Annotated in this window: 21 protein-coding genes and 1 pseudogene; 10 read left to right on the top strand and 12 right to left on the bottom strand. The window is 70.0% G+C overall.

All coding sequences use genetic code 11. The features are described 5' to 3' along the window. Positions 1–21: 21 nt before the first annotated feature. Positions 22–1,473: an MFS transporter gene (locus AB0M87_RS04000; protein WP_365849941.1), complete on the bottom strand. Its 1,452-nt coding sequence runs from the start codon at positions 1,471–1,473 to the stop codon at positions 22–24. A 101-nt stretch (positions 1,474–1,574) separates the two neighbouring features. Here AB0M87_RS04000 and AB0M87_RS03995 point away from each other — a divergent pair, with 101 nt between their 5' ends. Continuing rightward, a complete protein-coding gene (locus AB0M87_RS03995) occupies positions 1,575–2,426 on the top strand; it encodes a helix-turn-helix transcriptional regulator (RefSeq protein WP_365849940.1) in 852 nt (283 codons plus the stop codon). Here the strand turns inward: AB0M87_RS03995 and AB0M87_RS03990 are convergent. Beyond that, positions 2,399–3,853, bottom strand: a complete 1,455-nt coding sequence (locus AB0M87_RS03990) for an MFS transporter (protein ID WP_365849939.1) — start codon at positions 3,851–3,853, stop codon at positions 2,399–2,401. The genes AB0M87_RS03995 and AB0M87_RS03990 overlap by 28 nt on opposite strands. Before the next feature lie 52 nt (positions 3,854–3,905). On the opposite strand from AB0M87_RS03990, the gene dusB reads away from it, so the two are divergent. From dusB to AB0M87_RS03970, 4 genes are all read left to right on the top strand, one after another. Further along, the gene (dusB, locus tag AB0M87_RS03985; RefSeq protein WP_365849937.1) at positions 3,906–5,033 is read left to right on the top strand and encodes a tRNA dihydrouridine synthase DusB; all 1,128 of its coding nucleotides are present in this window, start codon (positions 3,906–3,908) and stop codon (positions 5,031–5,033) included. Between the two features lie 186 nt (positions 5,034–5,219). Continuing rightward, a complete protein-coding gene (locus tag AB0M87_RS03980) occupies positions 5,220–6,023 on the top strand; it encodes a methyltransferase domain-containing protein (RefSeq protein WP_365849936.1) in 804 nt (267 codons plus the stop codon). Between the two features lie 390 nt (positions 6,024–6,413). Continuing rightward, positions 6,414–9,134: a pyruvate, phosphate dikinase gene (gene ppdK, locus AB0M87_RS03975; RefSeq protein ID WP_365849934.1), complete on the top strand. Its 2,721-nt coding sequence runs from the start codon at positions 6,414–6,416 to the stop codon at positions 9,132–9,134. 220 nt (positions 9,135–9,354) lie between these two features. Further along, positions 9,355–9,759 carry a VOC family protein gene (locus tag AB0M87_RS03970; RefSeq protein WP_365849933.1) on the top strand — a complete coding sequence of 135 codons (405 nt, stop codon included), beginning with the start codon at positions 9,355–9,357 and terminating at the stop codon, positions 9,757–9,759. On the opposite strand, the gene AB0M87_RS03965 is transcribed toward AB0M87_RS03970, so the two are convergent. From AB0M87_RS03965 to AB0M87_RS03950, 4 genes are read right to left on the bottom strand one after another with little or no spacing between them, the layout of a single operon-like run. Then, on the bottom strand, positions 9,750–10,679 hold the full coding sequence (locus AB0M87_RS03965; protein WP_365849931.1) for an oxidoreductase: 930 nt from the start codon (positions 10,677–10,679) through the stop codon (positions 9,750–9,752). The genes AB0M87_RS03970 and AB0M87_RS03965 overlap by 10 nt on opposite strands. Positions 10,680–10,726: 47 nt before the next feature. Continuing rightward, positions 10,727–11,050: a nitrite reductase small subunit NirD gene (gene nirD / locus AB0M87_RS03960; RefSeq protein ID WP_365849929.1), complete on the bottom strand. Its 324-nt coding sequence runs from the start codon at positions 11,048–11,050 to the stop codon at positions 10,727–10,729. Further along, positions 11,047–13,581 (bottom strand): nitrite reductase large subunit NirB, encoded by a 2,535-nt coding sequence (gene nirB / locus AB0M87_RS03955; RefSeq protein ID WP_365849928.1) that lies wholly within the window; start codon positions 13,579–13,581, stop codon positions 11,047–11,049. The genes nirD and nirB overlap by 4 nt, the downstream gene beginning before the upstream one ends. 1 nt (position 13,582) lies before the next feature. Beyond that, positions 13,583–14,758: an FAD-dependent oxidoreductase gene (locus tag AB0M87_RS03950; RefSeq protein ID WP_365849927.1), complete on the bottom strand. Its 1,176-nt coding sequence runs from the start codon at positions 14,756–14,758 to the stop codon at positions 13,583–13,585. 179 nt (positions 14,759–14,937) lie between these two features. On the opposite strand from AB0M87_RS03950, the gene AB0M87_RS03945 reads away from it, so the two are divergent. The 3 genes from AB0M87_RS03945 to AB0M87_RS03935 are packed head-to-tail and all read left to right on the top strand — an operon-like array spanning position 14,938 to position 17,482. Next, a complete protein-coding gene (locus AB0M87_RS03945) occupies positions 14,938–15,555 on the top strand; it encodes a hypothetical protein (RefSeq protein WP_365849925.1) in 618 nt (205 codons plus the stop codon). Between the two features lie 10 nt (positions 15,556–15,565). Beyond that, the gene (locus tag AB0M87_RS03940; RefSeq protein ID WP_365849923.1) at positions 15,566–16,810 is read left to right on the top strand and encodes a sensor domain-containing protein; all 1,245 of its coding nucleotides are present in this window, start codon (positions 15,566–15,568) and stop codon (positions 16,808–16,810) included. 18 nt (positions 16,811–16,828) lie between these two features. Next, the gene (locus tag AB0M87_RS03935) at positions 16,829–17,482 is read left to right on the top strand and encodes a response regulator transcription factor (RefSeq protein WP_365849921.1); all 654 of its coding nucleotides are present in this window, start codon (positions 16,829–16,831) and stop codon (positions 17,480–17,482) included. A gap of 19 nt (positions 17,483–17,501) precedes the next feature. Here AB0M87_RS03935 and AB0M87_RS03930 read toward each other — a convergent pair whose 3' ends face one another. The 6 genes from AB0M87_RS03930 to AB0M87_RS03905 form a co-directional block, all read right to left on the bottom strand. Beyond that, the gene (locus tag AB0M87_RS03930) at positions 17,502–18,365 is read right to left on the bottom strand and encodes a 3-hydroxybutyryl-CoA dehydrogenase (RefSeq protein ID WP_365849920.1); all 864 of its coding nucleotides are present in this window, start codon (positions 18,363–18,365) and stop codon (positions 17,502–17,504) included. A gap of 69 nt (positions 18,366–18,434) precedes the next feature. After that, positions 18,435–19,919 carry a cytosine permease gene (locus tag AB0M87_RS03925; RefSeq protein ID WP_365849918.1) on the bottom strand — a complete coding sequence of 495 codons (1,485 nt, stop codon included), beginning with the start codon at positions 19,917–19,919 and terminating at the stop codon, positions 18,435–18,437. Positions 19,920–19,992: 73 nt separating this feature from the next. Then, positions 19,993–20,712, bottom strand: coding sequence for an enoyl-CoA hydratase/isomerase family protein (locus AB0M87_RS03920; protein WP_365849917.1), 720 nt, complete (start codon positions 20,710–20,712; stop codon positions 19,993–19,995). Next, positions 20,713–21,885 (bottom strand): acyl-CoA dehydrogenase family protein, encoded by a 1,173-nt coding sequence (locus AB0M87_RS03915; RefSeq protein WP_365849915.1) that lies wholly within the window; start codon positions 21,883–21,885, stop codon positions 20,713–20,715. A gap of 160 nt (positions 21,886–22,045) precedes the next feature. Next, positions 22,046–24,136, bottom strand: coding sequence for an acetate--CoA ligase family protein (locus AB0M87_RS03910; protein WP_365849914.1), 2,091 nt, complete (start codon positions 24,134–24,136; stop codon positions 22,046–22,048). Further along, the gene (locus AB0M87_RS03905; RefSeq protein ID WP_365849912.1) at positions 24,133–25,002 is read right to left on the bottom strand and encodes an SDR family oxidoreductase; all 870 of its coding nucleotides are present in this window, start codon (positions 25,000–25,002) and stop codon (positions 24,133–24,135) included. The genes AB0M87_RS03910 and AB0M87_RS03905 overlap by 4 nt, the downstream gene beginning before the upstream one ends. A gap of 219 nt (positions 25,003–25,221) precedes the next feature. Here AB0M87_RS03905 and AB0M87_RS03900 point away from each other — a divergent pair, with 219 nt between their 5' ends. Both AB0M87_RS03900 and AB0M87_RS03895 read left to right on the top strand, forming a co-directional pair. Further along, entirely contained in the window at positions 25,222–25,860 is a 639-nt protein-coding gene (locus AB0M87_RS03900) for a TetR/AcrR family transcriptional regulator (RefSeq protein WP_365849910.1), read from the top strand. A gap of 496 nt (positions 25,861–26,356) precedes the next feature. Next, positions 26,357–26,796, top strand: a pseudogene (locus AB0M87_RS03895) (MarR family transcriptional regulator); the annotation flags it as partial.

Raw genomic sequence — 26,796 nt, 5'->3', positions numbered from 1 at the left:
GTCCCACCGCGCCCCGAAGGGCTACCGCACCGCGCCGCGCGGCAGCCGCAGGCTGAGCAGCGCGGTGACGGCGACCGTGCCGAGCTGCAGCAGCAGCGTGATCGCCAGCGCCTCCCGCATGCCCATCGAGGAGTTCAGCGACAGGAAGAGGCTGCCGAGCGTTGCCACCCCCAGCGCCAGCGCGGCCTGCTGCGTGGTGGTCATCATGCCGCTGCCGACCCCGGCCCGGTCCGACGGCACGTCGGAGAGCACGATGCGCATCAGCACCGGCAGTTGCAGGCCCTGGCCGAAGCCGGCCACGGCGGTCCCGGGTGCCAGGGCGGCTATGCCCAGGTCCGACCAGCCCCACCACACGGTCGCCGCGAGTAGCGCGACCCCCACGAGCTGGATCAGCGACCCGGCGGTCACCACCCGGCTCCCGTACCGGCCGACCAGCCGGGGCCCGGCCAGCGAGGCCACGAAGAACGCGGCTGCCATCGGCACCAGCGCGAGGCCCGCGGTCACCGGCCCCATCCGCAGCCCCTGCTGCAGCGCGACCGCGATCACGAACATGAAGCCGCCGAAACCGATGGAGAACGGCAGCACCAGCGCCAGCCCGCGCCGCAGCGAGTCCAGCCGCAGCAGGCTCGGCGGCACCAGCGGCACCTCGCCCCTGCGGTCGGCCGCCCGCTCGGTGCGGAAGAAAGCGAACGCGGCGAACGGGAAGATCGCGAGCGAGATCCAGGTCCACAGCGGCCAGCCGGCCGCCCGGCCCTCGGTCAGCGGTGCGAGCAGGGTGACCAGTGAGACGCCGAGCAGCAGTGTCCCCGGGACGTCCACCGGCGCCGGCCGGTGCGACTTGGTCTCAGGCACGGAGCGAGCGGCAAGGACCAGGCCGACGACCGCAACCGGCACGTTGACCAGGAAGATCGACCGCCAGCCGGTCCCGGCGACATCGGCGGCCACCAGGACACCGCCGAGGATCTGCCCGGCGACCATGGAAAGGCCCGCGGTGGCTCCGTAGAGCCCCATCGCCCTGGCCCGCCGGGGTCCGGCCGTGGTGGCCTGGATGGTGGCGAGCACCTGCGGCAGCATCAGCGCCGACGCGGCGCCCTGCGCCACCCGTGCCCCGACCAGCGCCCAGGCGTCGGGGGCGAGACCGCAGGCAAGTGAGGTCAGCCCGAAGGCTGCCATGCCCAGCAGGAAGAGCCGGCGCCGCCCGATCATGTCCCCGAGCCGGCCGCCGAGCACCAGCAGAACGGCGTACGCGACGCCGTAACCGGCGACCACCAGCTCCAGCATGGCGGGGCCTGCGGCCAGGTCGTGTTCGATGGTGGGCAGCGCGACGTTGACGATGAAGAAGTCGATCAGTGGCAGCGCCGCCCCGAGCAGCACCGTGAACAGCCCGAGCGTGCCGAGCACCGGGGTGGGGTGGTCGCGCCGGGTGACGGTGGAGGTGACGGATGAGGTGGGTCGTACCGTTGTGTTGCTCACGGAGACGAGAATCCACCGTCTCGCAGCCTGGTACCAGAGTCTGCTTATCCTGGTACAAGCAGTACCTGGCAATGGGCTGAGCATTGCGGCACCCTGAGTGCATGAGCACCGTAGCGCCCGCATCCGATGTCCGCAGGCACGAGCTCGCAGAGTTCCTGCGCAGCCGCCGCGAACGCATCACCCCCGAGCAGGTCGGCCTGGCGCGCGGCACCCGCAGGCGTACCCCGGGGCTGCGCCGCGAAGAGGTCGCCCAGCTCTCCGCGGTGGGCGTCACCTGGTATACCTGGCTTGAACAGGCCCGGGACATCCAGGTCTCCCCGCAGGTGCTGGACGCCATCTCCCGCACTCTGCTCCTCGACCGGAGCGAGCGCAGCCACCTCTTCGCGCTGTCCGGTGCCGTCGACCCGGCGCCCAACACCGTCTGCCCCAGCATCACGCCCGCGCTGACGGCGGTGATCGAGCAACTCGACCCGATCCCGGCCTCCATCCAGAACAGCCGTTACGACATCCTCGCGTACAACACGACCTACGGCCGGCTGCTCTGCGACCTCGACGCCGTCGCGCCCGAGGACCGCAACTGCATGCTGCTCTCCTACACCAACGAGGAATGGCGTTCCTCGGTCGTCGATCTCGACGAGATGAACCGGGTGATGGCCGCGAAGTTCCGGGCGTCGATGGCCGAGCATCTCGCCGAGCCGGCGTGGAAGGCGCTGCTGAAACGGCTGGAGGCGCTGCCCGAGTTCCGCGAGCTCTGGGCACGCCACGAGGTGGTCGGCCCCGGCGGCAGGACCAAGCGTTTCCAGAACAGCGCGGTGGGCCCGTTGCTGCTGGATCACACCAATCTCTGGCTGGGACCGGAGTCCGGCCCCCGGCTGGTGGCCTACGTACCGGCCAACGCCGAGTCCCGTGAGCGGCTCGAGCGGCTCTACGCCTTGACGCCCGCCACGCTCTGAGCCGTCTCCGGCTCCCCGAGCCGCTCGGCGGTTCGCAGCGCGGTCCGCCGGGCCCAGCTGCCACTGGTCAGCAGTCCGAACACCAGGACGGCGGCCCCGCACCCGGTGATGATCCACCAGGCCGTCCTGCTCGCATCCGCGAAGCCCGCGGTGTGGGCGACGCCGCTCACCCCCGATGCCAGTACGGCACCGATGACGGCGACCCCCAGCGTCGAGCCCACCTGTCGGCTGGTCGAGGCGACCGCGGCCGCCACGCCCGCCTGGGCTCGGGGCATGCCGGAGACCGCGGTGTTGGTGATCGGTGCGTTCACCATGCCGAAGCCGATGCCGAAGAGCACGTAGCCGGTGAAAAGCAGCGCCGTGTTGGTCTCCGCGTCGAGGATCGCGAAGACCAGCCCGCTGAGCGCCATCGCGGTGCCCGCGATCAGCAGCGGCAGCCGCGGCCCCCGGTTGCCCACCAGCCGGCCGGACAGTGGCGCGCAGACGAACGTGAGCGCGGCCATCGGCAGCATGTAGAGCCCGGCGTGCAGCGCGGAGAGGCCGCGGACGTTCTGCAGGTACAGCGTGTTGAGGAAGAGGAAGCCACCGAGTGCGGCGAATCCGCAGACCGCGATCACCGTGGCCCCGCTGAACGGCGCGCTGTGGAAGAAGCGCAGGTCGATCAGGGGCTCGCGGCGCCTCGGCTCGTACGCCAGAAGCCCGGCGAGTGCGGCCACCGCCAGGGCGGCGAACGTCAGGATCAGCGGTGAGGTCCAGCCCGCCGAGGGCGCTTCGATGATCGCGTACGTCACCGAGCCGAGCAGCGCCATGACCAGCAGCTGCCCCACCGGATCCGGCCGCCGCGCCTTGGGGGCGCGGGACTCCGGCACGTAGCGCCAGGTCAGCAGCAGAGCGGCCAGACCCACCGGGAGATTGATCCAGAAGATCGAACGCCAGCCGACCGAGTCCACCAGCACCCCGCCGATCAGCGGCCCCGCGGCCATGGAGATACCGACCACGCCGCCCCACACCCCGATCGCCCGGGCGCGCTCGCGGGGCTCGGTGAAGGTGTTGGTGATGATCGACATCGCGACCGGGTTGAGCATCGAACCGCCGACGGCCTGCACCATCCGGAAGACGACCAGTGACTGAAGGTCCGGTGCGACGGAACACAGCACCGAGCCGACGGTGAAGATCACGAGCCCCGTCTTGAAGACCCTGCGGCGGCCGAGCCGGTCGGCCGTCGACCCTGCGAGCATCAGCAGCGACGCCAGGACCAGCGTGTATGCGTCGATCGTCCACTGCATCCCGGAGACCGAGGTGTGCAACTCCTTCGCCATCGAGGGGAGGGCGACGTTGAGGACGGTGTTGTCCAGGCTGACGATCAGCAGACTCATGCAGCAGATCGCGAGCACCAGCATTCTGCGGCGGTGACTGAGCTCGGGCATCCATCAATAGTACGGCTAACTAACGACTGCTCGGATACGCGACAATGGGTCCATGACCACCCTCTCCATCGGTCCGTACTCCGTGCAGCCGCCCGTCGTGCTCGCCCCCATGGCGGGCATCACCAATGCCCCGTTCCGCACCCTCTGCCGCGAATTCAGCGGCGGCAAGGGGCTGTTCGTCAGCGAGATGATCACGACGCGAGCGCTGGTGGAGCGCAACGCGAAGACCATGCAGCTGATCCACTTCGACAGGACCGAGACGCCGCGCTCGATCCAGCTGTACGGAGTGGACCCGGTCACCGTCGGCAAGGCGGTGCGCATGATCGTGGACGAGGACCTCGCCGACCACATCGACCTGAACTTCGGCTGCCCGGTCCCCAAGGTGACCCGCAAGGGCGGTGGCTCCGCGCTCCCCTTCAAGCGCCCGCTGCTGCGCGCGATCCTCAACGAAGCGGTGTCCAACGCGGGCGCCCTGCCGGTCACCATCAAGATGCGCAAGGGCATCAACGACGACCACCTCACCTATCTCGACGCCGGCCGGATCGCCGTCGACGAGGGAGTCACGGCCGTCGCCCTGCACGGCAGGACCGCCGCTCAGCACTACGGCGGCACGGCCGACTGGGACGCCATCGCGCGGCTCAAGGAGCACGTGCCGGAGATCCCGGTCCTCGGCAACGGCGACATCTGGTGTGCGGACGACGCCCTGCGGATGATGCGGGAGACCGGCTGCGACGGTGTGGTCGTGGGACGTGGCTGTCTGGGCAGGCCCTGGCTCTTCGGCGATCTGGTGAGCGCCTTCGAGGGCTCCGCGGTCCGGCAGGTGCCCACGCTGCGCGAGGTGGCGGCCGTCATGCTGCGGCACGCGACGCTGCTGGGGGAGTGGATCGGCGACGAGACCCGCGGAGTCATCGACTTCCGTAAGCACGTGGCCTGGTATCTCAAGGGCTTCTCCGTCGGCTCCCAGATGCGCAGGCAGCTGGCGGTCACCTCCTCGCTGGACGAACTGGGCGGCCAGTTGCACGAGCTGGACCTGGACCAGCCGTGGCCGGACGGCGCGGACGGCCCGCGCGGCCGTACGTCGGGCAACAACCGGGTGGTACTGCCGGACGGGTGGCTGAAGGACCCCTACGACTGCGCGGGAGTGAGCGCCGACGCCGAACTGGACACCTCCGGCGGCTGAACCCGCCCGCGCGGCGCCCCCGCACGCCGGCCGGGCGGCCCCATACGCCGGCCGGGCAGCCCCGCACGCCGACCGGAAGGGTCCGCTCATCTGTGCACGCGGCACTGAGTGCCGCCGGGTGCCGTCCTCGCCGGCCCCGGGAGCCGGGAACCGGATGCTCCGGACCCCGTCTGTCAGAATCGCCGCATGGCTGCCCCTGACGCTGATCACGGTTACCTGCTGGACAACCAACAGTCGGAGGCGGGTGTCCGCTTCGGCGCGCTGAGCGAGCTGTTCGATCCGGTGACGTTCCGGCACGTCGACCGGCTCGGGATCACCGGCGGGATGCGGTGCTGGGAGGTCGGCGCCGGAGGTCCTTCCGTACCCCTCGGACTGGCCGAACGGGTCGGCCCCACCGGCAAGGTGATCGCCACCGACATCGACGTGTCCTGGACCCGGGACATCAGCGACGGCGTGACCGAGGTCCTGCGCCACGACGTGGCGGCCGACCCACCGCCGCCCGGCGGCTTCGACCTCGTGCATGCCCGGCTGGTCCTGGTGCACGTCACCGACCGCGCCGAGGCGCTGCGCCGGATGATCCAGGCGCTGCGGCCCGGCGGATGGCTGCTCCTGGAGGACGCCGATCCCGGGTTGCAGCCCCTGCTGTGCCCGGACGAATCAGGCCCCGAGCAGCAGCTCGCCAACCGATTGCGCTCCGGCTTCCGCACCTTGATGGCAGCGCGCGGCGCGGACCTCGCCTACGGGCGCACCCTGCCGCGGCTGCTGCGCGAAGCGGGGCTGCACGACGTACGGGCCGACGGCTACTTTCCGATCACCTCGCCGGCCTGCGCCGTTCTCGAAACCGCGACCGTGCGGCAGATCCGCCGTCTGCTGGTGGCGGACGGGATCGCCACCGACGACGAGATCGATCGGCACCTGGCGAACGTCGCCACCGGACGCCTGGACCTGGCCACCGCCCCGATGGTCTCCGCATGGGGACGCCGCCCGTGAGGGTTCTCCGAGGTCCGAATCCTGATATCCGGGGGCTCATCAGGGCGTGATTCTCGCCACGCTTGATGAGGTCCACGCTCAAACGAGCGATTCGGGACGGGATGCATTTCTCAAAGGGTGGCACTGAGTGCCACCGCTCGATCGTTCCGTGCTCGAAGGAAAAGTTGCCGAAGGTGCGGGAGTGGCTACGCTACGTTTATCCAGCGCTTCATTGGGTTCAAGAGATGAACAATCGGGGGCGATCGGCCTATCGCCCGGATCGCTTTGGATCTGCTGGCAGACGAGTGGTTGCAGCCACATGACGCACAAGTGGACGTACCGAGGCGCCTTCGATCTGGGTATGTTCCTCGCCGTCAGGGCAGCCACCGCGTCCTCGAGGAGTCGAGACCCGTGTCGGAAAACAAAGACCCCCACGTAACGAAGTTCGTCTACGACTTCACCGAGGGCAACAAGGATCTCAAGGATCTGCTCGGCGGAAAGGGCGCCAACCTCGCCGAGATGACCAACCTCGGACTGCCCGTTCCTCCGGGCTTCACCATCACCACCGAGGCATGCAAGGTCTACCTCGACAGCGGCGACGAGCCCGCCGCGCTCCGCGACGAGGTCAGTGCGCACCTCGACGCCCTCGAGAAGACCATGGGCAAGAAGCTCGGCCAGCACGATGACCCGCTCCTCGTCTCGGTCCGTTCCGGCGCCAAGTTCTCCATGCCGGGGATGATGGACACCGTCCTCAACATCGGGCTCTCCGACAAGTCGGTGATCGGCCTCACCAAGCAGGCCGGCGACGAGCGCTTCGCCTGGGACTCCTACCGCCGCCTCATCCAGATGTTCGGCAAAACGGTGCTCGACGTCGACGGCGACCTCTTCGAGAACGCGCTGGAGGCTGCCAAGGACGCCAAGCAGGTCAGCGTGGACACCGACCTCGAAGCGGCCGATCTGAAGAAGCTGGTCCGCCACTTCAAGAAGATCGTCAAGCAGGAGGCGGGCCGGGACTTCCCGCAGGACCCCCGGGAGCAGATGGACCTCGCCATAAAGGCGGTGTTCGAGTCCTGGAACACCGACCGGGCCAAGCTCTACCGCCGTCAGGAGCGCATCCCCGGCGACCTCGGCACGGCCGTCAACATCTGCTCGATGGTCTTCGGCAACCTGGGCCCCGACTCCGGCACCGGTGTCGCCTTCACCCGCGACCCGGCCAGCGGCCACCAGGGTGTCTACGGCGACTACCTGCAGAACGCGCAGGGCGAGGACGTCGTCGCCGGCATCCGCAACACCGTGGCGCTCGCCGATCTGGAGCAGATCGACAAGAAGTCCTACGACCGGCTGATGCAGATCATGGAGACGCTGGAGACCCACTACAAGGATCTCTGCGACATCGAATTCACCATTGAGCGCGGCCAGTTGTGGATGCTGCAGACCCGGGTCGGCAAGCGCACCGCGGGTGCCGCGTTCCGCATCGCCACCCAGCTCGTGGACCAGGGACTGATCGACGAGGCGGAGGCGCTGCAGCGGGTCAACGGGGCACAGCTCGCCCAGCTGATGTTCCCCCGCTTCGACGACGGCGCCAAGGTCGACCAGCTCGGCCGCGGCATCGCCGCATCGCCCGGCGCGGCCGTCGGCAAGGCCGTCTTCGACTCGTACACCGCGATCAAGTGGTCCCGTTCCGGTGAGAAGGTCATCCTGATCCGCCGCGAGACCAACCCGGACGACCTCGACGGCATGATCGCCGCCGAGGGCATCCTCACCTCGCGCGGCGGCAAGACCTCACACGCCGCCGTGGTCGCCCGCGGCATGGGCAAGACCTGCGTCTGCGGCGCCGAGGAGATCGAGGTCGACACCAAGCGCCGCCGGATGACCGCACCGAACGGAGTGGTCGTCGAGGAGGGCGACATCGTCTCGATCGACGGTTCGTCCGGCAAGGTCTACGCGGGCGAGGTGCCCGTCGTGCCCTCGCCTGTCGTCGAGTACTTCGAGGGCCGGATGCACGCCGGAGCCGACGACGCCGACGAACTGGTCGAGGCGGTGCACCGGATCATGGCGTACGCCGACCGCCGCCGTCGGCTGCGGGTACGCGCCAACGCGGACAACGCCGAGGACGCGCTGCGCGCCCGGCGGTTCGGGGCCCAGGGCATCGGGCTCTGCCGCACCGAGCACATGTTCCTCGGCGAGCGCCGGGAACTCGTCGAGCGGCTGATCCTGGCCGACACCGACGACGAGCGGGAGACGGCGCTGGGGGCGCTGCTGCCGCTGCAGAAGAAGGACTTCGTCGAGCTCTTCGAAGCGATGGACGGGCTGCCCGTCACGGTCCGCCTCCTCGACCCGCCGCTGCACGAGTTCCTGCCCGATATCACCGAACTGTCGGTCCGGGTCGCGCTCGCCGAGTCCCGCAAGGACGCCAACGAGAACGACCTGCGCCTTCTGCAGGCCGTGCACAAGCTGCACGAGCAGAACCCGATGCTGGGTCTGCGCGGCGTCCGTCTCGGCCTGGTCATCCCCGGCCTGTTCGCCATGCAGGTACGGGCCATCGCCGAAGCGGCCGCCGAGCGCAAGAACGGCAAGAGCGACCCCCGTGCGGAGATCATGATTCCGCTGGTGGGCACGGTCCAGGAGCTGGAGATCGTCCGCGAGGAGGCCGACCGGGTCATCGCCGAGGTCGAGGCCGCCACCGGCACCGAGCTGAAGCTGACCATCGGCACCATGATCGAGCTGCCCCGCGCCGCGCTCACCGCGGGCCAGATCGCCGAGGCGGCGCAGTTCTTCTCCTTCGGCACCAACGACCTCACCCAGACCGTGTGGGGCTTCTCCCGGGACGACGTGGAGGCCTCGTTCTTCACCGCGTACCTGGAGAAGGGCATCTTCGGGGTCTCGCCGTTCGAGACCATCGACCGGGACGGTGTGGGCTCCCTGGTCCGCAGCGCCTGCGAAGCCGGCCGCGCCACCCGCCCCGACCTCAAGCTGGGGGTCTGCGGCGAGCACGGCGGTGACCCGGAGTCGGTGCACTTCTTCCACGAGGTGGGCCTGGACTACGTCTCCTGCTCACCCTTCCGCATCCCGGTGGCCCGGCTCGAAGCGGGCCGCGCGGCGGCGCTGTCGAAGGGCAGCGACAGCCGCTGACCACACTCCGGAGCCGCCGCCGGGTTCATCCTGACCCTCACCGACCCGGCGGCGGTTCCGGTGCAACAGACGGAGGGGCGGCAACCCGTGCGGGGGTGCCGCCCCTCCGCCGTGGGCCGGAACGGTCTCCGGGCCGATCGATGAGTTTTCTTCCGGCCGTGCGTCTACCTCTGTGCAAGGCGCACCGCACAGTGGGCCACGAACCCGGAGAGAGACCGTCATGCCTCAGCTGATCTTCATCAACCTGCCCGTCAAGGACCTGGAGGTCTCGAAGGCCTTCTTCACGAAGCTCGGATACACCATCAACCCGCAGTTCACCGATGAGAACGCCGCCTGCGTGGTCATCAGCGACACCATCTACACGATGCTGATCACCGAGCCGTTCTTCAAGCAGTTCACCCAGAAGGACATCGCCGACGCGACCGCGACCACCGAGGTCCTGGTCTGTCTCACCGCGGACAGCCGGGAAGCGGTCGACCAGCTCGTCGACACGGCTCTGGCCTCCGGCGGCTCACCCGCCAACGACACCCAGGAGCAGGGGCCGATGTACGGGCGTTCCTTCCAGGACCCCGACGGTCACATCTGGGAAGTCATGTGGATGGACCCGGCCGCCGTTCAGGGCTGAACTCCGGCGTACGACACCCCGGTGAGCTGCTCCGACGCCGCCCACAGCCGCTCGCCCGCCGTATCGTTCGTCGTCCACTTCGCCCGCCAGGACGGCGCGGGGGCGCCGCGCCAGGCCAGGAAGCGCGGTCCGGTGAAGGAATCGGGCCGCACGCCGGGCGCGGTGGCCGCGTACAGCGCGGGCAGCGCGCCGGCCTCCGCGGGCTGGGCGATCAGACGGTTACCGAGCAGCGCCAGCCGCTCGGCAGCCCGGCGGCCCTCCATCCGTACGCCGGCCGTCTGGAGATTGGTGTCCGCGTAACCGGGGTGGGCGGCGGCAGCGACGAGAGGGGATCCGGTGGCGGCAAGCCGCCGGGCCAGCTCGTGGACGAACAGCAGGTTCGCTGTCTTGGACCGCCCGTAGGCGATCCAACGGCGATATCCGTGCTCGCTGTTGAGGTCGTCGATATCGATGTTGGCCAGGGCGTGCGCGCCGCTGGACATACTCACCACCCGGGCGCCCGGGGTGGCCAGCAGCTTCGGCAGCAGCAGTCCGGTGAGGGCGAAGTGCCCCAGGTGGTTGACCCCGAACTGGGTCTCGAATCCGTCGGCCGTCCGCCGGTACGGGAGGGCCATCACACCGGCGTTGTTGATCAGCAGATCGAGTGCGCCGCCGGTGTACCCGGCGGCGAACTCCCGCACCGAGGAGAGGTCGGCGAGGTCCAGCGGCGCGAACACGGCCTCCGCACCCGGCACCTCCCGCCGGATCCGGGCCTCGGCCTCGGTGCCGCGAGCCTCGTTGCGGCAGGCGAGGACCACCCGCGCGCCGCGCCGGGCCAGCTCGCGCGCGATGACGTATCCGATACCGCTGTTCGACCCGGTGACCACGGCGGTGCGACCGCTCTGGTCCGGGATGTCACTGGAGGTCCAGCCCTTGGTCATGGGCCCAGCCTACGGCCGGGGCCGCCGCCCCGCCCGGTGCGCAACGCTCAGGCCGCCCGCACGGTGAACGACGGTACGGAGACCTGCTCGTCGTCGAGGCAGGCGCCGGTCGCCAGGTCGAAGCGCTGCTTGAGCAGCGGTGACGCCACGAAGGCCCGGCCCTCGTGGGTGCCGATCAGTCCGCGGGAGAGCACCTGCGCGCCACTGAAGGGGTCCCGGTTGCCGATGGCGTACGGGCGGGCGCCGCGGTCCAGGAAGAGGGCGACCTGACGGCCGTCCGGGAGCAGGGCAGCCACACCGCGGCCGGGGATCAGTTCGGAGCGGTCGCAGACCGGGAGCCAGTCCTCGTTCACCAGGAGTTCGAGAGTCATCGCGCGATCGTCCCTTCCAGGGCGTCAAAGCGTTCGAGGGTCAGGATCATCAGGTCGGGCTTGATCTGGTCGCGCTCGGGAACGAAGGCGACCGTCGGGTCCGGGGCGTCGGGGGCGTTGACGAAGGAGACGAAACGGCGCAGCCGTTCCGGATCGTTGATGGTTTCCGCCCATTCGTCGCGGTAGTTGGCGACATGCGCGGCCATCAACCCCTCCAACTCGTCGCAGAGTCCGAGCGAGTCGTGGACGACGACGTCCCGCAGGTGGTCGAGGCCGCCTTCCAGACGCTCCAGCCAGGCCGCCGTACGCTCCAGCCGGTCGGCGGTGCGGATGTAGAACATCAGGAACCGGTCGATCAGCCGGACCAGTTCCGCGTCGGACAGGTCCTGGGCCAGCAGATCCGCGTGGCGCGGGGTCGCGCCGCCGTTGCCGCCGACGTAGAGGTTCCAGCCGTTGGCGGTGGCGATCACGCCGAAGTCCTTCGACTGGGCCTCCGCGCACTCGCGCGCACACCCGGAGACCGCCGACTTCAGCTTGTGCGGCGCCCGCAGTCCGCGGTAGCGCAGCTCCAGGTCGATGGCCATCTTCACCGAGTCCTGGACGCCGTAACGGCACCAGGTCTGCCCCACACAGGACTTCACGGTGCGCAGCGCCTTGCCGTACGCGTGCCCCGACTCGAAGCCCGCGTCGACCAGCCGGGTCCAGATGAGCGGGAGCTGCTCGACCCGGGCCCCGAACAGGTCGATGCGCTGGCCGCCGGTGATCTTCGTGTAGAGGCCGAAGTCCCGGGCCACCTCGCCGATCACGATCAGCTTCTCCGGGGTGACCTCGCCGCCGGGGATACGCGGCACGATCGAGTACGAACCGTTCTTCTGCAGGTTGGCCAGGAAGTGGTCGTTGGTGTCCTGCAGGGCCGCCTGCTCGCCGTCCAGGATGTAGCCGCTGGCCTCGATGGCGGGAGCCAGGCTCGCCAGGATGGAGCCGACGGTCGGCCGGCAGACCTCGCAGCCCTCACCGCCGCGTGCCGTCTCCCGGCCGTGGCTGTCCAGCAGCTCGGCGAAGGTGTTGATCCGCAGGGTGCGGGCGATCTCGTACAGCTCGCTGCGGGTGTGCGGGAAGCAGCCGCAGAGCCCCTTGTCGCCGGTCTCCGGCAGCAACTGGCCGATCAGCTTGACGCAACTCCCGCAACCGGTACCGGCCTTGGTGCACTTCTTGACCTCGGGAAGCGTCGAGCAGGCGGTGATGGCAGCCTTGGTGACGTTGTGGCAGTTGCAGATCACCGCGTCGTCGGGCAGCGAGGAAGGGCCCAGGGTGACGGCGGAACCGGCGGGTGCGATCAGCTCTTCGGGAGGCACCGGAGGCACCGAACCGGTCAGCGGCCGCAGCATCGCGTAGGCGTCCGCGTCGCCCACCAGGATGCCGCCGAGCAGAGCGCCTTCGGGGGAGATCACCAGCTTCTTGTAGACACCGGATCGGGAGTCCGCGTAGACCACGTCCAGTGAGCCGTCGGCGTGACCGTGCGCGTCGCCGAAGGACGCCACGTCCACACCGAGCAGTTTGAGCTTGGTGGACAGGTCGGCGCCCGAGAACGCCTTGCTGTCACCGGCGATGGTGACCGCCGCGGTCTCCGCCATCTCGTAGCCGGGGGCCACGAGCCCGTACACCCGGCCGTCCGCAGCGAGCGCGCACTCACCTATCGCGAACACCGCGGGGTCGGACGTCCGGCACTGCTCGTCGACCACGATGCCGCCGCGTTCGCCCACCGTCAGACCGCAGTCGCGGGCCAGCTGGTCGCGCGGGCGGACCCCGGCCGAGAAGACCACCAGGTCGGTGTCGAGCGTCGAACCGTCCGACAGCGCCATGCCGTTGACCGTGCCGTCGTCCCCGGTGGTCACCTCCTGCGTGCCGACCCCGGTGTGCACGGTCAGGCCCATCGAGCTGATCGTACGCAGCAGCGCCGCGCCACCGCCCTCGTCGACCTGCACGGGCATCAGCCGCGGTGCGAACTCCACGATGTGGGTGTCGAGGCCGAGCCCGCTGAGCGCGCCCGCCGCCTCCAGACCGAGCAGCCCGCCGCCGACGACCGCCCCGGTCTTCGCGGTCCTGGCGTACTCCTCGATGGCGAGCAGGTCCTCGATGGTCCGGTAGACGAAGCAGCCCGTCGCGTCCTTGCCCGGCACCGGCGGCACGAAGGGATACGAGCCGGTGGCCAGCACCAGCGTGTCGTAGCCGAAGACCTGCCCGCTGCGCGAGGTGACCTTGCGGGCGGCGCGGTCCACGGTCTGCGCGGGGTCGTCGAGGTGCAGCTCGATGCCGTGCCGGTCGAGGAAGCCGTCCTCGACCAGCGAGAGGTCGTCGGGGGTGCGGCCGGAGAAGTACGAGGTCAGCTGGACCCGGTCGTAGGCGGGGCGGGGCTCCTCGCAGAGCACCACCACGCGGGCCGTGTCGGTCACGCCCTGCTCGGCGATGGCCTCGAGGAAGCGCTGGCCGACCATCCCGTGGCCGATGACCACGATCGTGGGAGTGGACATCTCAAGAGCCTCCAAGCAGATGGAACAGCGGGGTGGAGGGGAGCGGCTCGTCGCCCTCCCAGGTGCGGGCGAGCTCATCGACAGTGGTGAGGTCGCCGAGAAGTACGCCACCGACCAGCCGGTCGCCGCGGACGACGACCTTGCGGTACGCGCCCCGGGTGGCATCGGCGAGACGGACCACGTCATCGCCGGGAAGGGGAGTGGTCTCGCCGAAGGCGGCGAGGTCGAGGGGGCCCGAGCCCTGCAGAGTGAGCCGGGTCAGCGCCCGGGTGCCGGTGTACGAGGCGGGCTCACCGGCCAGCAGACCGGCCAGCACATCGGCCTGTTCCAGGGCCGGTCCCGCCAGGCCGTAGACCTGGCCCCGGTGCTCGGCGCAGTCGCCGATGGCGCGGATGTGCGGGTCGGACGTGCGCAGCTCGTCGTCCACCACCACGCCCTTGCGGACCTCGAGCCCGGCGGCCCTGGCCAGCCCGGTCCTGGGGCGTACCCCGCAGGCCAGCACGGTGAGATCGGAGCCGAGTACGTAACCGTCGGCGAGCTCGACGTCCCGCCCGCGCAGCCCGCGCACCCGGCACTCGGTGTGCACTTCGACACCCAGCGATTCCAGGTGTTCCCGGAGCAATCCGCTTGCCTGCAGGTCGAGTTGGCGTTCCATCAGGTGCTCGCCCTGCTGGGTCAGCACCACCTGCGCGCCGCGCTCGGCGAGCGCCCTGGCCGCCGAGACGCCCAGCAGCCCGCCGCCGATGACCACCGCACGGGTGCCTTGGGTGACCGCCGCGGCGAGCGCCAGACAGTCGTCCATGGTGCGGAAGGGGTGCACGCCGTCCGGCAGGTCGTCACCGAGCCCGCGCAGCGGCGGCAGCACCGGGTTCGAGCCGGTGGCCAGCACCAGCGTGGAGTAGGGGACGGCACTGCCGTCGTCGCACTGCACGACCCGGTCGGCCCGGTCGATCCTGACCGCCCGCACCCCGCGCCGTACCTCCGTCGCGGGGAGCGCGATGACCTCGGGCCCGTACCGGCCCGCGAGGACGTCGGCGAGCAGCACGCGGTTGTACGGTGCGTGCGTCTCCTCGCCCAGTACGGTGACGTGCGCGGCCGGCCCGGCCCCCGCCGCCAGTTGCCTGGCGAGCCGGGAGCCGGCCGTACCGCCGCCGATCACCACGATGTCCTTGACCATGACCACAGCGTGCGGTGCGGGTGTTACCCGTCGGGTTCCCAGCTGTTTCCCCGGGGACACGTTGCGCTCAGCGTCGGCGGGGGCGGAGTGTGAGGGCCCGGGGGGGTGGGGTAAACCGAACCATCCACTTCCGTGCAGGCACGATCGATCCGGGGCCGCCCAGCCGGAAGGCTGACCGCATGGACCTCACACAGCAGCCCCTCGCCGACCGAGGCGCCCGCCGTAGCCGTTCCGCTCACCTGGCCCGCGTCATTCTCCGCGAACCGTTCCGGGCCGGGACCTGGCGGCGTACGGCGTACATCCTCCTGGCCCTCCCCGTCGGCCTCCTCTGCTTACCGCTCGCGCTGGTCGGCGGCCCCGCGGGCCGCATCCAGCGCGGGCTCGCCCGCCGCCTGCTGCACCTGGACGTCGGAGAGCCCCCGCGCACCGGGCCGGTGGCCCTCGCGCATGCGGTGATCAGCACCCCGCTCAACCTCATCGCCGTGATGACCAGCGGCTACTTCTGGACCATCGTGGTGATCAACTTCGGCTTCCCGCTGCGGATCGACGGCGATCCGTCGCACTCCTGGGGTGGACCCACCATGGCGGGCGCCTGGGCGGTGCATGCCGCGGGTGGCGGGGTGACGTTCCTGTTCCTCACGCCCTGGGTCGTCAAGGGGTTCACGGCGCTGCAGGCGCGGCTGGTGAGCGGCTTCCTGGGCACCGACCGCACCGGCCTGCTGCGCACCACGGGCATCGCCCTCGGGGTCGCCGCCGTATGCGCCGTGCTTTCCGTCCCGATCATCCACCAGCTCTAAGTTGTCCCCCATGCGACAACGTCTGTGCGCCCTCCTCTACGCGGTACTGGCCCTGCCCATCGCCCTGGTGGGTATGGTGCTGGTCCTCTACGGGCTGCTGATCGGCGGAGCTCTCTCGGTCACCGCGCTCGGGCCGTGGCTGATCGCGCTGACGGTACGCGGGGCGGTCGGCATCGGAGCACTCCAACGGCGGCTCGCCGCAGCCCTGTTGGGCATACGCGTCGACCCGCCGGCGCGCCGTGCGGAGCCCGGCGCGTTCGGTTGGCGGCGGGCTGTGCTCGGAGACCGGGCCGCCTGGCGGGCGGTGGGGTGGGTGTTTGCGGCGCCGCTGACCGCGATACCCCCGCTGGCGGCCGTGGTGTGCGGATACGTCTACGGCGTGCTGTTCGCCCTGCATCCTCTCTTCAAGCGCTGGAACTACCGGACCGTCCACCATCCCGACGGCTCGGCGCACCACGTCTCGCTGGAGATCGCGAACGTCCAGCTCGACTCCTGGCCCAGGTGGCTGATCGTCGTGGCCGCCGGCGCTCTGCTCCTGTTCCTCGCCCCGTGGCTGGTGCGCTGCTCGCTGGTCCCGCACCGTCTGCTGCTGCGCACCCTGCTCGGCCCGGACGCGGCGGGACAGCGCATCCGCACCCTGGAGGAGACCCGCGCGCAGGCCGTCGACGGCGCCGCCGCCACGCTGCGCCGCATCGAGCGCGATCTGCACGACGGCACCCAGGCCCGGCTGGTCGGCCTGGGGATGCACCTCACCCTGATCGCCGAACTCGTCGCGGCGGACGCGGACCGTGACCAGGTGCTCGCCACCGTCGAAACGGCCCGCTCCAACGCCAAGCAGGCGGTGGCCGACCTGCGTGTCCTGGTCAAGGGCATCCACCCGCCCGTACTCGACCAGGGCCTGGACACCGCCCTCGCCACCCTCGCCGCGGACAGTCCGCTGCCGGTGACCGTCACCGCCGACATCGCCGAACGGCCGTCACCCGCCCTGGAGTCCATCGCCTACTTCTGCACCACCGAACTCCTCGCCAACGCGGCCAAACACAGCGCGGCCTCGCAGGCGCACGTGACGGTGCATGCCGGACATGGCGTCCTCCGTCTCTCCGTACGGGACGACGGACGCGGGGGAGCGGTGGTCGGTGCGGGCAGCGGCCTGACCGGGCTGCTGGCCCGGGTCCGTACCGTCGATGGCACACTGACCTGCGAAAGTCCCGCCGGAGGCCCTACGTTGGTGACGGTCACCCTCCCGTTCCGTTAGCACCGAGAGGCAGGCCGTATGCGCGTCGTCATCGCCGAGGACTCCGCGATCCTGCGCGACGGACTGGCCCAGCTGCTCACCCTGCGCGGGGTGGAGGTGGCGGCGGCGGTTGAGGACGCGGAAGCGCTGCTCACGGCGGTCGACGAACACCGCCCGGACGCCGCGGTGATCGACATCCGGCTGCCACCCGGTCACACGGACGAGGGCCTCCGCGCGGCCGTCGCCATCCGCCGGTCGTCACCCCGGGTCGGTGTGCTGATCTTCTCCCAGTACGTCGAGACGAAGTACGCGGCGCAGCTGCTCGGCGCGGGAACCGGCGGGGTCGGTTACCTGCTCAAGGAACGCGTCGTGGACATCGCCGAGTTCGTCGAGGCCTTGCGCCGGGTCGCCGCAGGCGGCACCGCGCTCGACCCCGAAGTCGTCGCCCAGCTCTTCGGCGCAAGCCACCGCGCCTCGGCGCTGGACACCCTCACCCCGCGCGAGCGGGAGGTGCTGGGGCTGATGGCCCAAGGCCGTACGAACCACTCCATCGCCGCGTCTTTGGTCGTCTCGGAGCGCGCCGTGGAGAAACACATCTCCAACATCTTCACCAAGCTGGACCTGCCGCCGTCGGAGACGGGGCACCGCAGGGTCCTGGCGGTGCTGCGGTACCTGGAGGTGTCGGGGACGTAGGCGTGTCGACTCCGGTACATCAACTGTCATACCGGTGAAACCCCTGGCCCGCCTTCCTGCCGAGGAGCCCGGCCTCCACCATGCGCTGCAGCAGGGGTGGTGGCGCGTAGAGGGGCTCCTTGAACTCGTCGAACATCGACTCCGCGATCGCCTGGGTGGTGTCCAGGCCGATCAGGTCGGTCAGGGCGAGCGGGCCCAGCGGGTGTGCGCAGCCGTGCACCATGCCGCCGTCGATGTCGGCGGCGCTGGCATAGCCGGACTCGAGCATCCGCACCGCGGCGAGCAGGTAGGGGACCAGCAGCGCGTTCACCACGAAGCCGGCCCGGTCGGTGGCTCGGATCACCTGCTTTCCCAGTACCTCGGTGAGGAACCGCCGGGTACGCAGTTCCGTCTCCTCACCGGTCAGCAGGGAAGGCACCAGCTCGACCAGGTCGAGCACCGGCACCGGGTTGAAGAAGTGGATGCCGATGACCTGCTGCGGACGGGTGGTCACCATGGCGAGCTTCGATATCGGTATCGACGACGTGTTGGAGGCGAGGATCGCGTCGGGGCGGCACACGACCTTGTCGAGGACGGTGAACACCTCAGTTTTGATGCGCTCGTTCTCCGCCACGGCTTCGACCACCACGTCCCGGTCCGCCAGTTCGCCGAGGTCGGTGGTGAGACGGAGCCGGCCGAGTGCCGCCCCGCGGTCGGCTTCCGACAGCTTCCCGCTGCGTACACCGCGGGCGAGGGACGCCTCGATGTGGCGTCGCCCGCGGGCCAGTGCGTCGGAGTTGATCTCAGCGACGACGACGTCCAGGCCGCCTCGCGCGCACACTTCGGCGATTCCCGAGCCCATGAGCCCGGCGCCCACGACGCCGATGTGGTGGATCGTCTCCATGCAGGTCTCCTTCCGGCCGCCCGCGGCAGGCCGATGGTCCCGATAGTGATGCTGGATGGGGCATGGCCGTCATTCTTCGTGCGCCGCCGGGACCGGGCCGGACGTCTCGAGCTCCGCTTCGGTTTCGTCCGCCACCATCGCCCGCTCACCCTCCAGGTCGAGCGAACGGCACACCAGCAGATAGACGCCGGTGGCGACGACCAGGCCCACCGGCATGGTGATGTCGATGCCACCGAGCCATCCGGCCACCGGGCCCATGGAGCTGCCGATCACCGCGAAGGGCATCATCGCGGCGAACCCGACGCCGTAGGCCAGCAGACCGCGCCAACTCCACCGGCCGTACGTGCCCCGGGGATTGAAGATCTGCCGGATGGAGTAGTGGCCGCGTCGCACCACGTAGAAGTCGACCAGGTTGATCGCGGTCCATGGGGTGAACAGGAAGCCCAGGACGGTCAGGAACTCCCCGAACTGCTCGATGAAGTGCTCGTCGGCACCGAAGGCGATCACGGTCGACAGCACCCCGATGACGATCAGGGCGACCACCCGTTTGGTCACCGTGGGCCTGGTCTGCTTGATCGAGTCCATGCTGGAGAGCAGGGTCAGACTGCCGCCGTAGAAATTCAGTGCCCCGATGGAGATCAGCGGCACCACGGTGATCACTAGCAGCGTCACGCCGAAGCCGGGGAACAGTGTGTTGCCGGCGGAGACCACCGAGTCCACCAGATCGGTCTTCGGAAACAACCCGGCGGCGACCGTGCCGACGAGCATCATCCAGGCGCCCCCGGCCCACGCGCCCACATAGGTCCACCAGAAAGACGATCGCACACCGACCGACGGCGGCAGATAGCGCGAGTAGTCCGACACGTAGATGGACCAGGAGAGCTGATACACCGCGGCGGTGAAGAACTGGATCAGGAACGGGGTGAGCGCGAAGGACCCCAGGTCCAGCTGCGCCGAGGTGAACGGGTTCGCCACCACGACGCCCACGGTGAACACCACGAGCGCGGCCAGGATGAGGTAGGTGAGCCAGCGTGAGGCCCGGTGGATGACGTCATAGCCGACCACGGCCAGCACGATGGCCAGGACCGCGTAACCGACGAAGCTCATGCCGGTCGGTACACCGGCCAGGTGCTGCATGGTGCTTCCGATCAGCACCTGGTTGAAGGCCGTGTAACCGATATAGGTCACCAGCGCCACCACCCACACCAGGAGTGCGCCCATGAAGCCGAACTGCGGCCGTGACTGCACCATCTGGGGCAGACCGATCTGGGGGCCCTGAGCGGAGTGGAAGGCCATGAAGAAGGTGCCGAAGGCGCCTCCGAGTACGACGGCTACAGCCGTCCAGATCATGTTGCCACCGAGTGTGACACCGATGGCGCCGGTTGCGACCGTCGCCAGGTGCGCGTCACCGGCGAACCACACCGGAAACAGGTGCCACACCTTGCCGTGCCGCTCCGCGAGCGGCACATAGTCGATCGAGCGGGACTCGATACCGAGTCTCCTGGCCGGCTGCGGGTGAGCCGAACCGGTCGTACTGGGGGTGCTGACTGCCATGTCGCTCCTCCTGAGGGGTGCGAGGACCGTTGTCGGCCCTCGCCGGCGGTCCTCCTTCCGCTGATCTGCCGGCTCAAGCCGTGCGGTTGAGCGCGGCGTACGCAAGCTGCTCGAGCAGCAGTGACGCCTCACGGGGCGCATCGGTGGCGGCGGCTATCACCTGCTTGGCGACGGAGACCGCCAACGGTGGCTGAGCGGCCAGCCCGCAGCCGATCTCCAACGCCCGGTCCACATGGCGGCCGGGGTCGCAGACTTCACTCAGCACGCCCCACGTGTGGGCCTCGGCCGCCGGCATCCGACGGCCGCGCAGCACCAGATCCCTGGTACGCGCCGGGCCGATGCAGCGGACCAGCCGGGTGATGCCGCCGGAACTGGGCAGAATGCCGATCCCGACCTCGGGCAGGGCGAACGAGGCGCTCGGGTCCGCGACCCGGATGTCGGCCGCCAGCGCCAACTCCAGTCCGCCGCCCAGGCAGTGACCGGCGATCGCGGCCACGGTCGGCTGGGGGAGGGCCGCGAATGCTTCGTACACCGCGCCCGATGTCCGGTAGTACTCGGCGATCGCCTCGGGAGTCATCTCCCTCAGCTCCCCCACGTCGGCTCCTGCGGAGAACACCCGCTGTCCGCCGGTGATCACCACTGCCCGGCTGGTGCGTACCTCCTCGGAGCGCAGCGCATCGAGCAGCCGGGCCTCCAGATGAGTGGAAAGCGCGTTGAGCTTGGCTTCCCTGCGCAACTCGACCACGGCCACGTCACCGCGCCGCGAGAGGTGAACGCTGCCGGCGGCGCTCATTCAGGACTCCGTGCGGAAGGAGAGCAGGCCGGACAGTCCGCGCTTGCCGATCTCGTTGCCGATGACCAGGCGCTGGATCTCGGAGGTGCCCTCCCAGATGCGGTCCACGCGCAGTTCGCGCCAGAGCCGCTCCACCGGGTAGTCGCGCATGTAGCCGCGACCGCCGAAGATCTGCAGCGTCCGGTCGACGACCCGGTTGGACGCCTCGGAGGCGGCGAGCTTGACGGTGGCCGCCTTCGCGTGCAGCGTCTTGCGGTCGCCGCCTTCGGTGAACTCCCAGGCGACCTGATGGGTCAGCGCCCGGTTGGTCGCGATGTCCACCACACAGTCGGCGAGCATCCCCTGGATCAGCTGACGGCTTATCAGTGTCTCGCCGCCCTGCACCCGCTGTCCGGCCCACTCGGTGGCCAGCGTCAGCGCGCGCTCCGCGGCACCGATGGTGCGCGCGCCGATCATCAGGCGCTCCTCGGTGAACCAGTCGCGGGTCAGTTCGTAGCCCTGGCCGATCCCGCCGAGCACGGCGTCCGCGTCGACTCGTACGTCCTCGAAGAGGAACTCCGGGTGCTCGTATACGAAGGTATGGGTGTAGCGGGGGGTCCGCTTGACCGACACTCCGGGGGTGTCCTTGTCGATCAGGAACAGCGTCGGGGCGTTCTGCGGCTGGACGTTGGCGAGCACGATCAGGAAGTCGGCCGCATCCCCGACGGTCACGAACCACTTCTCGCCGTTGATGCGGTATCCGTCGCCGTCCGGGACTGCGGTGGTGGCGATGCCCGACGGGTCGGAGCCGGCGTTCTCCTCGGTGATCGCCACGGCGTCGCGGCAGCGGCCTTGGATGCCGGGGAGCAGGTAGCGCTCGCGCTGCTGCGGGGTGCAGGCCCGCAAGCAGTTGGCGGGGCGCCAGACCGTGTCCCACAGCGCGTTGGTGAGCTTGCCGAGTTCGTCCTGCACCACGACCTGTTCCAGCACGGTCAGACCGGCGCCGCCCCACTCGGTCGGCATGTTGATCGCCTGCAGGCCGCTGGCCAGTACCTCTTCACGGATGGCCGCCAGCGCCTCGACGGGCAGCCCGTTCTCGGCCTCGCACTGGTCCTCGTACTGCATGATCTTGCCGGTGAGAGCGGCGGCACGCTGCTTGAGTTCGGCGAGCCTGGGGGTGAGAGCGAACTCCATGGTGTTTCTCCTGGGATGGTGCGGAGTGGATCGGACACTGGGTGGATCGGACACTGGGTGGATCGGACGGAGGAGGGGGCGGACGTGGCGGAATCGGGCAGTGCGGGGTCATGGACGGCGCGGGGGTCGTGCCGGAGTGGGGTGGTGCCGGGGTCTGTGCTCAGCCGATCGGCACGATGCGGGCATCCAGGCCCTGAGCGCCGCCCGGCGTCGCGAGCAGCGGATTGACCTCGAGTTCGGCGATGTCCGGGTGGGCGGAGGCCACCTCCGTGATGGCGGCCACCGCGTGCGCCAGCGCATCGAGGTCGACGGCCGGCCTGCCGCGCACGCCTCGCAGGAGGGCGGCGGTGCGCAGCCCCGAGAGCATCTCCAGGGCCTGGACGGGTTCCAGCGGAGCCAATGCGAAGGACACGTCGCGGAGCACCTCGGTGGTGACGCCACCAAGACCCACCATGGCGACCGGGCCGAAGCGCGGATCGCGCCGCACACCGACGATCAGCTCCACGCCGTCGCTCAGGTCCGCCATGGCCTCCACGCAGAAGCCGGGCGAATCGAGCCGGACGGCCATGTCGGTCACGGCGTCCCGCACGGCCCGCTCTCCCACGAGCCCCAGCGCGACCCCGCCGGAGTCCGACTTGTGCAGAAGACCCAGGGCTTTGATCACCACCGGACAGCCGATGGCTGCCGCCGCCCGCACTGCCTCGTCCGCGGTATGCACCAGCCGGGCATCGGGGAACGACACACCGGCAGCGCGCACCAGTTCCCGCGCGGTCCAGTAACCGTCGTCGGGCACCCGGGGCGCCGGATCGGGCAGTGCCTTCGGCGGGTGCGCCGGCAGGGCATGTCGCGCGAGCAGGCCCAGACTCCGTGCGGCGTCCTCCACCGCACGGAACACCGGGAGGCCTTGCCGCCGTAGCTCGTCGGCGGCCGGGCTGTCGGCGCACATGGTGTGGATCACCACCGGCTTACCCTTGTCGCGGACCTTCTCGCCCATGGCCCGCGCGGTGGCGATCTCGGCACGGGCCAGTTCGGGACCGTATCGCCCGTATCCGCCGAAGTAGCCGGTGACCAGGACGCTGTCGACATCGGGATCGGCGAGCAGCAGGTCCAGCGTGGTGCGGAAGGAGGTGATGTCCTGTTCTCCTGCCCCGGCCAGGTCCACCGGGTTTCCCACCCCGGCCGATGGGGGCAGCAGATTCCGTAGCGCGTCGGCCAGTTGAGGGGTGAATTCCGGTACGGACAGACCGTGCGCCTCTGCCGTGTCGCAGGCAACCGAAGCATGGCCGCCGCCGTCGGCGAGCACCGCGACCCGGCGGGCGGGGGCCGGACCGAACCGGTGCAGCAGGTGCAGCAGGTCGGCCATCTCGTGTGGGCTGGACACCCGGTCGACACCGGCGGCCCGGCAGGCGGCGTCGATGACGGAGCTGTCGCTGGTCAGGGCTCCGGTATGGGACTTGGCGCCGCGTGCCGAGGCTGCGCCGCCGCCCACGGTCAGCAGCACCACGGGTTTGCCCGCGGCCACCGCGTCGGCGGCGGCGGCCACGAAGGCCCGGCCGTCGCCGAAGTCCTCGCAGTACACGGCGATCATGTCGGTGCCGGGGTGATCGGCGTAGGCGCGGACCAGGTCCGCGACCCCGAGATCAGCCTGGTTGCCCAGCGAGGCGAAGCGGGAGAACCCGAGGCCACGGTCCTCGAGAATGCCGCTCAGCTCCAGCGCCATGTTGCCGCTCTGGGATATCAGTCCGACAGAACCGGCCGGCAGTGGGTTGGAGGCCAGGTAGAGGCCGCTGGTGCTGTCCAGGACGCCCAGGCAGTTGGGGCCGAGCAGGACTGCTCCGGCTTCCCGGACCCGGGTGGCGAGCGCCGTCTGGAGCAGTCGTCCGTCCTCGCCCAGTTCCCCGAAGCCGGCGGTGATGCCGACGATCGCCCGTACACCGGCGGCCAGGCAATCGTCGACCGCGGCCTCGAATCCGGCGGCGGGCACGGCGATGACCGCCAGGTCGACCGGCCCCGGAACCTCCGCCAGGCTGCGGTAGGCGGGCTCGCCGAGCACCGGGCCACCACGGCGGTTGACCAGATGGACGGGGCGGTGGTCCCGCATCCGCAGGGCCTGCACGCTGATCCAATTGCCGTACTTGGAACGGTCGTTGCTGGCTCCGATGATGGCGACGGCCCGCGGGGAGAACAGCGGGGAGAGGTCGCGGGCCGACGCGGGGTCTGCGCAGGATCCGAGAGGAACGGTGAACGTCATGGCTGAGCCTCCGGCAGGGGCTGGGGGACGGGGTGACCGGTACCCCAGGCGTCGGTGCCGCCGTCCACGACGACGGTCGTGCCGGTGATGTAGGCACCCCCGGGAGAGGCGAGGAAGGAAATGACGCCGGACACGTCCTCCGGGCGGCCGAGCCTGCCCAGCGGCACGGCCTGCGCCCAGCGTTCGCGGTCGGCCGTTGTGTAGTTGCCGTCCAGGCCCTCGGTGGCGATGGTTCCGGGCGCCACGCACACGGCGCGGATTCCGTAGCGGCTCCACTCCAGGCTGAGTCCCGCCGCGAGATTCTCCACGGCGGCTCGGGCTGCCGACGCGTGAACCATGCCCGGGATGCCCCGGCGCGGGGAGAACGCGATGAAGAAGACAGCGCCCGAGCGCTGCGGGATCATCGCCCGCAGTGCCACTTCGCGGGTGACCGCCCAGGTGGCGTCGACCGCCAGTCGGTGCACCGCGCGCCAGCCCTTGGGGCTGATGTCCTCGGCGGGAGCCGAGAACTGGCCGCCCGCGTTGTTCACCAGGATGTCGATCCGTCCGTACTCCAGCAGGGCGCGGTCGACGACCTCGCTCACCTGCTGCTCCTCACGGATGTCCACGGACAGCACGAGGCAGTCGCCCCCGGCCGCGGCGATCGTCTGCCGGACGGCCTCCAGTGGCTCGGCCCGACGGCCGCAGACCACGACCTTTGCACCGCCGGCTGCCAGGTCGAGCGCGGTGGCCCGGCCGATCCCGGTCCCCCCTCCGGTGATCAGGGCGACTCGGCCGGCATGTACGTCGGACCGGAGCACCCCGGTCGACGGCGTGGGGGCACCCGGCGGCGATACGCCGTCGGACGGGAGTGGAGCGCTCCGCACGGAGGCCTCCTCGGTCGAAGAAAAGGTTTGACTGATGCGTCAGTTAGCCCCTTCCGAACTACCGCTGTCAAGGGCTGGCGAGGAAGTTGGCAGCGGAAATTCGGGGGCTTGAGGCCTCGCCGATCACTTGTCTTTGACTGACGCATCAGTAATATGTGGGGAAGAGTCCGAGGCGCAGGCCGCAGCGGAGCACGGGGACCGAAGGACTGGGGAGACGGTATGGCCGCGCAGCCGCGCACGGACGAGGACCGCCGCGAGTCGATCCTCGAGGCGACGTGGCAGCTGATCGCCGAGCGCGGCTTCCACGCGGTGCGCGTCTCTGACATCGCTCGCGTCTGCGGAACCAGCACCGGCACGGTGCACTACTACTTCCCCGGCAAGAACGACGTGCTCACCGAGGCCCTCAAATACTGTGTGGATCAGGCGTTCATGCGGCAGAGCATCGAGCTGCGGGGCATCACCAGTGCCCACGAGCGGCTGCTCAAGCTGATCGACATGCAACTGCCCCGGATGGGCCGGGTCCGTGACGAGTGGTCGATCTGGCTGCAGTACTGGGCGGAGGCGGTGATCCGCCCCGAATTCCGGCCCGCTCACAACGAGTACTACGCGCGCTGGCAGGAAACGGTCGTACGGACCGTACGCCGCGGCCAGTCCCAGGGCGTCTTCCGGACCGATGTGGATCCGGAGAACGCGGCTCGCCGGCTCACCGCGCTCACCGACGGTGCTGCCATCCAGGTACTCACCGGTGCTCCGGGCATGACCACCACGGTGATGCGCGAACTGCTGGTTGACTTCGTCGCGCGCGAGCTGGCCGCACCGGCCGCGCGCCGGCCGGCCGACTGCCCCGAACCGGCATGACCCCCGTGGCCCCGGCGATCCGCCCGGGGAGATCCCCGAAACCAGCAGCTCATTGTGGCATCGGGGGCGTAGGGGACATGCCGTAATCGAAGCCGGGGCGGCCAAGTCCGCGTTGCTTCACCGAGACCGCTTGCACGCTCAGCGGCATCGGCTCTCGGCTCTCGACGCCCGAGTCTCGGGAGTCGATAGCCGGGGCGGGGCGTTCACTCCTTCGGGGTATCACCGAGGGGTGTCACCGGAAGCTTGAGCTTCGAGATGCGGGCGTCGGGATACGAGCGCCGAGACTCGAGCTTCTTCTTAAAACCGTCAGGTAAAACAGGGTGGTTGGGAAAACCATCCCCACCTCCCCGACCCGTCACGGCGAGCAAGTACGACTAATCCGGACCAGGTTGCGGTGCGCGGGCGCGACTGCTTACGGTGCGAACACAAACGACCCCGACGCGGTGTTGGACGCACCAGGCCGGGGTCTCACCCCAAGATCGAAGGAACCGATCTCGTGGCTACCCAAAACTTTAGCTCCGCCCTGCCCGCGCCCGCAGCACCGCACCAGCACCCGATGGCCAAACCCGGTTACGGCAAGCGCTCCGCACCGCATCAACGACCGCCCACCGGTGGCGACTTCATGGGGCTGCCGGAACGGGAACGGTCCATCGCCGGGCTCATCGACCCGCTGCCCGACGGCGCGGCGATCGACGTCAAAACACTCGCCAAGGAACACCCGCGCCACGGCCAGAAAGCCGTCGGCTCCGCCCTGACCGCCCTCGCCGTGGCAGGCCACCTGCGCCGGGTACGCCGCCCCGAAGGCGAAGGCGACCAGGTCCGCTGGGTCTTCCGCACCTACTGGTCGCGCACCGCCCGCGACAACGAGTGGTGGCTCGCCTTCCTCACCGCCAAGGACGACCGCGCCACCGGGAGCCGGCCCGAGACCACGCCGAA

It is taken from the genome of Streptomyces sp. NPDC051320, from assembly GCF_040682175.1.
Lineage (GTDB): Bacteria > Actinomycetota > Actinomycetes > Streptomycetales > Streptomycetaceae > Streptomyces.
The sequence above is the reverse complement of the archived record's forward strand: the minus strand, read 5'-3'. Positions and strand labels throughout refer to the sequence as shown.